The 8389-nt window shown below is 67.9% G+C and carries 8 protein-coding genes and 1 pseudogene; 3 read left to right on the plus strand and 6 right to left on the minus strand.

Features of this window, described 5'->3' with window-relative positions:
- From PKD06_RS03465 to PKD06_RS03475, 3 genes are read left to right on the plus strand one after another with little or no spacing between them, the layout of a single operon-like run.
- Window positions 1-879, plus strand: a complete 879-nt coding sequence (locus PKD06_RS03465; RefSeq protein WP_324377622.1) for a sugar ABC transporter permease — start codon at window positions 1-3, stop codon at window positions 877-879.
- Window positions 876-1757 (plus strand): carbohydrate ABC transporter permease, encoded by an 882-nt coding sequence (locus PKD06_RS03470; RefSeq protein ID WP_324377644.1) that lies wholly within the window; start codon window positions 876-878, stop codon window positions 1755-1757. The genes PKD06_RS03465 and PKD06_RS03470 overlap by 4 nt, the downstream gene beginning before the upstream one ends.
- 16 nt (window positions 1758-1773) lie before the next feature.
- Window positions 1774-2616, plus strand: a complete 843-nt coding sequence (locus tag PKD06_RS03475; RefSeq protein ID WP_324377624.1) for an endonuclease/exonuclease/phosphatase family protein — start codon at window positions 1774-1776, stop codon at window positions 2614-2616.
- A gap of 30 nt (window positions 2617-2646) precedes the next feature.
- Here PKD06_RS03475 and PKD06_RS03480 read toward each other — a convergent pair whose 3' ends face one another.
- The 6 genes and pseudogenes from PKD06_RS03480 to PKD06_RS03505 form a co-directional block, all read right to left on the minus strand.
- A complete protein-coding gene (locus PKD06_RS03480; protein WP_324377626.1) occupies window positions 2647-3603 on the minus strand; it encodes a phosphate acetyltransferase in 957 nt (318 codons plus the stop codon).
- 221 nt (window positions 3604-3824) lie between these two features.
- The gene (locus PKD06_RS03485; protein ID WP_324377628.1) at window positions 3825-4631 is read right to left on the minus strand and encodes an aldolase; all 807 of its coding nucleotides are present in this window, start codon (window positions 4629-4631) and stop codon (window positions 3825-3827) included.
- An 8-nt stretch (window positions 4632-4639) separates the two neighbouring features.
- Window positions 4640-5320 carry a TetR/AcrR family transcriptional regulator gene (locus PKD06_RS03490; RefSeq protein WP_324377630.1) on the minus strand — a complete coding sequence of 227 codons (681 nt, stop codon included), beginning with the start codon at window positions 5318-5320 and terminating at the stop codon, window positions 4640-4642.
- 44 nt (window positions 5321-5364) lie between these two features.
- Window positions 5365-6225: a sugar phosphate isomerase/epimerase family protein gene (locus tag PKD06_RS03495; protein ID WP_324377632.1), complete on the minus strand. Its 861-nt coding sequence runs from the start codon at window positions 6223-6225 to the stop codon at window positions 5365-5367.
- Window positions 6222-7958: a hydantoinase B/oxoprolinase family protein gene (locus tag PKD06_RS03500; RefSeq protein ID WP_324377634.1), complete on the minus strand. Its 1737-nt coding sequence runs from the start codon at window positions 7956-7958 to the stop codon at window positions 6222-6224. The genes PKD06_RS03495 and PKD06_RS03500 overlap by 4 nt, the downstream gene beginning before the upstream one ends.
- Window positions 7955-8389, minus strand: a pseudogene (locus PKD06_RS03505) (hydantoinase/oxoprolinase family protein); the annotation flags it as partial. The pseudogene PKD06_RS03505 and the gene PKD06_RS03500, both read right to left, overlap by 4 nt.

The following is an 8389-nucleotide window of genomic DNA, read 5'->3' on the forward strand; positions in this document are numbered from 1 at the left end:
ATGAACCAGCGCACGACCGCCACGATCCATGGCTGGCTGCTCCTCCTGCCGGCCATGGCCTGCCTCGTCCTGTTCACGCACTGGCCGGCGCTCGCGAGCTTCATCGAGAGCTTCTACTCGACGCCGAAGGCGCGCCGCCCGGCGCGCTTCGTCGGCCTCGAGAACTACCAGCAGCTCCTCGCCGACCCGATCTTCTGGAAGGCGATGAGCAACAATCTCTGGTTCGCGCTCGGCACGATCCCGTGCTCGATCGCGCTCGCGCTGCTGATGGCGGTCTGGGTCAACGACCGCATCGTCGGGCGCACCTGGGTGCGGATGGCCTATTTCACCCCGACGATCCTGCCGATGATCGCGGTCGCCAATATCTGGCTGTTCTTCTTCACGCCGCAATACGGGCTGCTCGAGCAGATCATCGCCTTCTTCGGCGGGCGCCCCACCAACTGGCTCGGCTCGCAGGACACCGCCCTCTACGCGGTCACCGTCGTCGCGATCTGGAAGGAGGCCGGCTTCTTCATGATCTTCTACCTGGCGGCCTTGCAGGCTTTGTCACCGAGCCTCGGCGAGGCGGCGGCGATCGAGGGGGCTTCGCGCTGGACCTATTTCCGGCGCATCCAGTTCCCGCTTCTGATGCCGACGACGCTCTTCGTGCTGATCAACGCGGTCATCAACGCCTTCCGCATGGTCGACCACATCTTCGTGATGACGCGCGGCGGGCCGGACAACGCCACCACGCTGCTTCTCTACTACATCTACCAGATCGGCTTCAGCTTCTGGGACACGGCCTATGCCGCGGCGCTGACCTGCGTGCTGCTGGTGCTGCTCGCGCTGGTCGCCTTCGTCCAATACGGCTGGCTCGAGCGCAGGACGCATTATCAATGAGCGCCGCCGCCCCAGGAAAAGCGGCGAAGCCGCAGGCCGGCGCGATCTCGCGGGCCGATCCCTATGCGCCCAAGGGGTTCTCGCTGACGCTGGAATCCTTCGGCGCCATCCTGCTCGCTTTGATCTGGGTGCTGCCGCTGGCCTATGCCGTCTGGGCGGCCTTCCACCCGGCCGAATACACGACGCGCTTCGTCCTCTCGGCGCCCCTGACCTTCGAGAACTTCGCCCGCGCCTGGGTGGCGGCGCCCTTTCCGCGCTATTTCCTCAACACCTTCGTGCTCGTCACGCTGATCCTGTGCTGCCAGCTGGTGCTCGGCACGCTCGCCGCCTATGCGCTGGCGCGGCAGGATTTCTGGGGCCGCGACGTCGCCTTCGTGCTGATCCTGGCCCAGCTCATGATCATGCCGGACGCGCTGATCGTGGAGAACTACCGCACCCTCGCCCGGCTCGACCTGATCGACACGATCACCGCGATCGCCCTGCCCTATGTCGCCTCCGCCTTCGGCATCTTCCTCCTGCGGCAGACCTTCAAGACGGTGCCGAAGGAACTCGACGACGCCGCCCGCGTCGAAGGAGCGAGCCCGCTCCAGGTGCTGCTGCGGGTCTATGTGCCGCTCGCCAGGCCGACCTACCTCGCCTACGGGCTGGTCTCGGTCAGCTATCACTGGAACAACTTCCTGTGGCCGCTGCTCGTGACCAACTCGGTCGAATCGCGGCCGCTCACCGTCGGCCTCCAGGTCTTTTCCTCGACCGACCAGGGCATCGACTGGTCAGTGATCTGCGCGGCGACGCTGATGACCTCCGCGCCGCTGCTCGTGGGCTTCCTCCTGTTCCAGCGCCAGTTCGTGCAGAGCTTCATGCGGGCCGGCATCAAGTGACGCCGCGGGGCGCGCGATGAAGCTGATCACCTGGAACATCCAGTGGGCGCGCGGCATGGACGGGCGGGTCGATCCGCGCCGCATCCTCGCCCATGCGCGCGAGATGGCGGATTTCGACGTGCTCTGCCTCCAGGAGGTCGCCGCCAACTTCCCCGATCTCGACGGCAACGACGCGACCGACCAGTTCGCGCTCTTCGCCACGCTGCTGCCGGGCTTCACCGCGATCGAGGGGATCGGCGTGGATGTCGAGGACGGCCGGGGCGGGCGCAAGCGCTTCGGCAACCTGCTCCTGACGCGCTATCCCGTGGCGCAGGCCTTGCGCCATCTCCTGCCCTGGGAGGCGGCGCGGACGCGCAACATGCCGCGCATCCTGATCGAGGCGGTGGCGCACACGCCCTTCGGCCCGGTGCGGCTGATGACGACGCATCTGGAATATTCCTCGGCCGCCCTGCGCGCCGCCCAGGTCGAGGGCATCCGCGAGGCCCACCGGATGGCGGCTTCTCGTAGCCGACTGCCGCGCCAGCCCGGCCCGCATACCTACGCGCCGACGCCCGACACCGCGAGCGCCGTCCTGACCGGCGATTTCAACATGCGCCCTGACGATCCCGCCCTGGCGCGGCTGCTGGCGCCCTTCGACGACGGCACCCCGGCCTTTTGCGATCTCTGGCCGATACTGAGGGGCGCGGAACCCCACCCGTCCACCGCCTTCATCATCGACCAGACCTACGGCCCGCCGGGCTGCCTCGACTATGTGCTGGCGACGCCCGACCTCGCGGCGCGGGCGCGGCGGATCGCCTGCGACATCGACAGCCGCGCCTCCGACCACCAGCCGGTCCTGGTGGAGTTCGAGCCGGATTAGGGAAATACAGTCGACCTGTCGGATTTCGTATCAGTGGCTCGCCTTGGCGGCGTCCTGGCGTCGCGCGGCGGCAACGAGATTGGCCACTGCGCAGGAGGCAAGCCGCGCCTCGAGCGAATCCGCCCGGCTCGTCAGGATGATCGGGACCCGCGCGCCCAGCACGATGCCGGCGCTGTCGGCGCCCGCCAGGAAGGACAGGCTCTTGGCGAGCATGTTGCCGGCTTCGAGATCGGGCACGACGAGCACATTCGCCCGCCCGGCCACGGGCGAGACGATCTTCTTGATTTCGGCGGCTTCCGGGCTGATGGCGTTGTCGAGCGCCAGCGGGCCATCGAGAATGCCGCCGGTGATCTGTCCGCGATCGGCCATCTTGCAGAGCGCGGCCGCCTCCAGGGTGGAGGACACGTCCGGGTTGACGGTCTCCATGGCCGAGAGAATCGCGACGCGCACCTCGTCGAGGCCGAGCGCATGGGCGAGGTCGATCGCGTTCTGGACGATGTCGACCTTGTCCCTGAGCGTCGGGGCGATGTTCACGGCCGCGTCGGTGATGATCAGCGCATCGGGATGCGAGGGCACGTCCATGATGAAGCAATGGCTGATCCGCCGCTCCGTCCGAATGCCGCCTTCGCGCGAGACGACCGCGCCCATCAGCTCGTCGGTGTGCAGGCTGCCCTTCATGATGGCTTCCGCCCCGCCCTGCTTCACGACCTCGACCGCTTTGCGCGCCGAATCATGGCTATGGGCGGAATCGACCATCTCGAACCGGGAAATGTCGATGCCGTGCGCCGTGGCGATATCCCTGATGCGCGCCTGGGGGCCGACGAGCACGGGCTCGATCAGGCCGAGCCGCGCGGCCTCGACGGCGCCTTCCAGGGAAACGTCGTCGCAAGGGTGGGCCACGGCGACGCGGATGATGCCGGCGGCAGCCGCCTTCTCGATCAGGAGATGGTATTTGTCGTGTCCCTCGACCCGAGTGGCGGCCTTCATCACGTTCTCCTGCGGGCGGGCGCCGGGCTCCCCTCGGCGCAGGAGACATTCCCGATTTTCATGCCCCGGTTCCCGGCACTTCTTCCTGCTGCCGATATGCGGAATCGCGCCGATCCGCGAGGCTCTATTCGCATAACGTGACGCTTCGACGAAGCGCAATATTTCCGAAAGCGCCGGGGCCGGCAGGCATTACAGCCCGGCCAAAGCAACGATAGCCTGCATCACGACCTGTAATCCGGCTCCTCGCGGTCGAGCGTTCTGCGCAGGCTCGCGAGGTGCAGCCTCGCCGATTCCGCGTCGCCCTCGCGCATCTGCCGGGCCGTCGCTTCGGCGATCTCGCGCGAGACCGGGACGATCTCCCGGCCGGTCGAGAGTGCGAGGCACTGAACCTCGCAGGCGCGCTCGAGATAATAGAGGTCGTCCCAGGCTTCGGCGATCGTGCGGCCGAGCACCATGACGCCATGATGCTTCATGAAGACGATATCGGCATCGCCAACGGACGCGGCGATGCGGTCGCCCTCGCGCTCGTCGAGGGCGAGGCCGTTATAGTCGTTGTCGACGACGGTGCGGCCGTAGAACTTGAGCGCCGTCTGCCCGGCGAAGACGAGCGGGTCGCCCTCCACCATCGTCAGCGCCGTGGCATAGGGCATGTGGGTGTGGAAGGCGGCGCGGGCGCGCGGCACGTTCCCGTGCAGCCGGGCATGGATGTAGAAGGCCGTCGCCTCCGGCTCCCCCTCGCCCTGCACGACGTTGCCGTGGAAATCGCAGATGAGGAGCTTCGAGGCCGTCACCTCGCGGAAGGCGTAGCCGTAGGGATTGACCAGGAACAGGTCGTCGTGGCCCGGCACCATCGCGGAGAAATGGTTGCAGATGCCCTCGTGCATGCCGAGGCGGTCCGCGAAGCGGAAACAGGCGGCGAGATCGGCGCGGGCCTGCATGACCTCGTCGCTGTCGAGGGCGGGACGGTTCAGGCGATCGGCCGGGACGGAGGCTGCGGGGAGCGGATCGCGGTTGAGGGAATGGGCCATGATCGCCTTCAGGCTGCGGGGAGGGAAAGCTCGGGCGGCGTCCAGCGGCCTTTCGGCGCGCCGTTCGTCAGGTAGGAGAGCACCATGTCGACGATCATCACCTTGTGCCGGGCGAGGTTCTCGGGGGCCTTGAGGTCGCGCTCGAAGAGAAGCGACAGCGTGAAGCGGTTCGACAGGTAGAAATAGCAGAGCGCCGACATCGAGATATAGAACTCGGTGACGTCCACCTTCGGCCGGAACACGCCCTGCCGCTCGCCCTCGTCGAGGATCGTGCGGATGGTGTCGGAAAGCCGGTTGTAGAGAGCCCGGATGATCGGCGATTTCGAGATGTGCCGGCCGCGATGCAGGTTCTCCGTGTTCAGCATCACGATGATGTCGGGCTCGTCGACGAAGACCTGGAAGGTGCTCTCGCAGAGCCGGCGCATGGCCTCGAGGGGATCGAGGCCGGCGAGCGGCACGTCGCCCTGGCGGCGGCGCAGGGTCTCGTAGGTCCGCTCCAGCACGCGGATATAGAGTTCCTCCTTCGAGCCGAAGTGATGGTAGAGGAGGTTCTTCGAGACCCTCGCGCGTGTCGTAATCGCGTCGACGCGCGCGCCGTCATAGCCTCGGCGCGCGAATTCGGCCTGGGCGGCCAGGAGGATGCGCTCCTGGGTCTGGATCGAATCGCGCTTGCGCGGCTGCTCTTTCACGGCGGGCCTTGGTTGCGTCGGCGGGCCCGCGAGCATCGCGGGCCTCACGCCGCTTTAGCCTGCCGCCGCGGCGCGACGAAAGGCGCGCAGCGCTCGACCGCGATCCGCGTCGTCTCCGCGCCGTCGCGCAGCCACCAGTCGAGCTTCGAGAAGATCTCGATCTCGAAGGGGCCGTCATAGCCGATGCGGTCGAGGACGGAGCGATAGAAGGCGATGTCGATGACGCCGTCTCCGACCATGCCGCGATCCTGATAGACGTCGCGGGTCGGGACCAGCCAGTCGCAGAGATGGAAGGTCAGGATCCGCTCGGGACCCGCCCTTTCGAGGCCCGCGGCGAAATCCGGGTCCCACCAGCAATGATAGACGTCGGCCACGATGCCGGTGCCTTCGCCCAGCGTCTCGCAGAGGGCGAGGCAATGGGCGAAGGTCGAGAGGCAGGAACGATCGGCCGCATACATCGGATGCAGCGGCTCGAGGCCCAAAGCCACGCCGGCCGCACGGGCATGGGGCAGCAGCTCGGCCAGCGCCTCGGCGACGCGCCGGCGCGCGGCGCCGAGGTCGCGCTCGCCCGTGGCGAGGCCGCCCGGCACGACGACAAGAGTCTTCGCGCCGATCTCGGCCGCCATGTCGAGCCGGCGGCGGTTCTCGTCGAGCGCCGCCCGGTAGGAGACGGGATCGGCGAGATTCACCCAGGCCGTGGTGCAGAGGCAGGGCACGAAGAGTCCCGCCTCGCGCGCCATCCGCCCGGCCGCCGCCGCCCCGATCTCGTCCACGTACTGGACCCAGGCGCCGATGCCGCGGACGCCCGCCCGCGCATAGCCGTCGACCGCCTGTGCGAAGGTCCAGTCGCGCGTCGTGATCTGGTTGACCGCGAAGCGCGACAAATCGGGGCCGGAGGCGCTCATGCCGCGCTCCTAGCATCCGCGCCGCGCAGGCCGGCGGTCGCTTCGGCATCCACCGCGCCATCGCGGATGACGACGCCGAAGCCCTCGCGGGCGAAGCTTTCGGTCACCTTGCCGTCGATCACGTCCGCCAGCACGCGGGCCGGATCGCGTTCGAAGGGCTCCCCGTAGCCGCCGCTGCCGGCCTGCTCGTGGCGGATCACGTCTCCCTTGTGGACCGTCCGCGTCACCTTGCTCGCCAGCACCTCGACTGCGCCGGTCCCAGCATCCGTGAAGATGTTGCGGGAGGGCAGGCCCGGCCCGCCCCCGAAGAGGCCATAGGGCCGCGTGGCGTAGCGGTCGGTGCGCAGTTGCATCACCGCCTCGTCGGCGAGGAGGCGGTACTGGCGCACGATTCCGAGGCCGCCCCGGTTGCGCCCGGCTCCCCCCGAATCCGGCCGCAGGGCGTATTCCTCGATCATGAGCGGATAGGTCGCCTCCATGATCTCGACCGGCATGTTGGACATGTTCTGCGAGGGATTGGTGATCGCGTCGATCCCGTCCTTGGCCGAGCGGGCGCCGAGCGCCCCGTTGATCATGTCGACGACGATGAAGGGCTCGCGGGTCTCCTTGTCGTAGCCGCCGAGGCAGACGACCGAATTGCCCCCCTCCCCCGCGGCCGAGACTCGCTCGGGCACGACCTGCGCGAGCGCGCCGAGCACCGTGTCCACGATGCGGTAGCCGGTGAGCGCGCGGGCTGCGACGGGAGCCGGGAAGTTCGGGTTCAAGAGCGAGCCCTTCGGCGCGCGGATGTCGATGCAGCGGTAGAGGCCGGCATTGTTCGGCACGTCGGTGTCGAGCGTGCAGCGCACCGCGAGATAGGTCGCGGACTTGACGAAGGAGAGCGTCGAGTTGATGGCGCCGCGCACCTGGGGCGAGGAGCCGTCGAAATCGACGACGAGCCCGTCGCCCTTCACCGTCACCGCGACTCGAATCGGGATCGGCGCCTCGTCGAAGCCGTCGCCGTCGATATGGTCGGTGAAGCGGTAGGTTCCATCCGGCCAGGCCGCGAAGGCCCGGCGGCTGAGGCGCTCGCCGTAATCGAGGAATTCCTCGAGGAAAGCCTCCAACTGCTCGATGCCGTATTTCCCGACAAGGCGCAGCAATTCGCGCTCCCCGAGGGCGCAGGTCGCGAGCTGCGCGTCGAGATCGCCGATGACGAGGTCGGGCAGGCGCACATTCTTCGCGATGATGTCGAAGAGCGTCTTGTTGCGCACGCCCCTGTCAAAGAGCTTCAGCGGCGGGACGCGCAGGCCCTCCTGGAAGATTTCGGTCGAGTCGCTCGCATTCGAGCCGGGCACCCGGCCGCCGACGTCGCAATGATGGCAGATGACCACCGAGAAGCCGACATGGCGGGAATCCGCGAAGATCGGCTTGAACATGAAGATGTCCGGCAGATGCATGCCGCCGTCATAGGGATCGTTGAAGATGATCACGTCGCCGGGATGGAGGTTGCCGCCGTAATGGCGCAGCAGCGCCTCCATGGCATCGGGCACCGCGCCCAGATGCAGCGCGACCGTCTTCGCCTGGGCGAGGATGCGGCCCTTCGCGTCGCACATCGTAGTCGAATAATCGAGCACGTCGCGTACGATCGGCGAGCGGGCCGTGCGCATGACCGTATAGGCCATGTCGTCGACGATGGATTCGAGGGCGCTCTTCAGCACCGCGAAGGTGATCGGGTCGATCGGCTTCGTCATGGCAGGCTTTCCTCGGCGAGCGTGATGAGGAGGTTGCCGCGCGGATCGGTGACCGCGGTCGCGCCCGGCGGCACGAGCACGGTCGAATCCGCGCCCTGGAGAATGGCCGGCCCCTCGATCCGGCCGCGCAGGGCGGCGCGATCGTGGACCGGCGTGTCGATCCAGCCGCTTTCGGGCCCGAAATAGACCGCGCGCCGCTCGCACGGGCCGGATGCTGCGGGCGCATCGTCCTGCTCGTGCCGGAAATCGAGCTTGCCGGGCCGGATGCCCCGTCCGATCAGACGCAGGCTGACCGTCTCGATGACGTCGTCGGAGGCGTAGCTGTAGATCGCTCCATAGGCTGCGAGGAAGGCTTGGCGCAGGCTCGCCGCGTCGTCCGCCGCGCCGAAGGGCACCGCGAGCGACATCTCCTGGCCGCGGAAGCGCATGTC

Source organism: Enterovirga sp. (genome assembly GCF_035325185.1).
GTDB lineage: Bacteria > Pseudomonadota > Alphaproteobacteria > Rhizobiales > Beijerinckiaceae > Enterovirga.

Coding starts and splice junctions, on each gene's coding strand:
- PKD06_RS03465 (WP_324377622.1), top strand. CDS start 1: ATGAACCAGCGCACGACCGCCACGATCCATGGCTGGCTGCTCCTCCTG.
- PKD06_RS03470 (WP_324377644.1), top strand. CDS start 876: ATGAGCGCCGCCGCCCCAGGAAAAGCGGCGAAGCCGCAGGCCGGCGCG.
- PKD06_RS03475 (WP_324377624.1), top strand. CDS start 1,774: ATGAAGCTGATCACCTGGAACATCCAGTGGGCGCGCGGCATGGACGGG.
- PKD06_RS03480 (WP_324377626.1), bottom strand. CDS start 3,603: ATGAAGGCCGCCACTCGGGTCGAGGGACACGACAAATACCATCTCCTG.
- PKD06_RS03485 (WP_324377628.1), bottom strand. CDS start 4,631: ATGGCCCATTCCCTCAACCGCGATCCGCTCCCCGCAGCCTCCGTCCCG.
- PKD06_RS03495 (WP_324377632.1), bottom strand. CDS start 6,225: ATGAGCGCCTCCGGCCCCGATTTGTCGCGCTTCGCGGTCAACCAGATC.
- PKD06_RS03500 (WP_324377634.1), bottom strand. CDS start 7,958: ATGACGAAGCCGATCGACCCGATCACCTTCGCGGTGCTGAAGAGCGCC.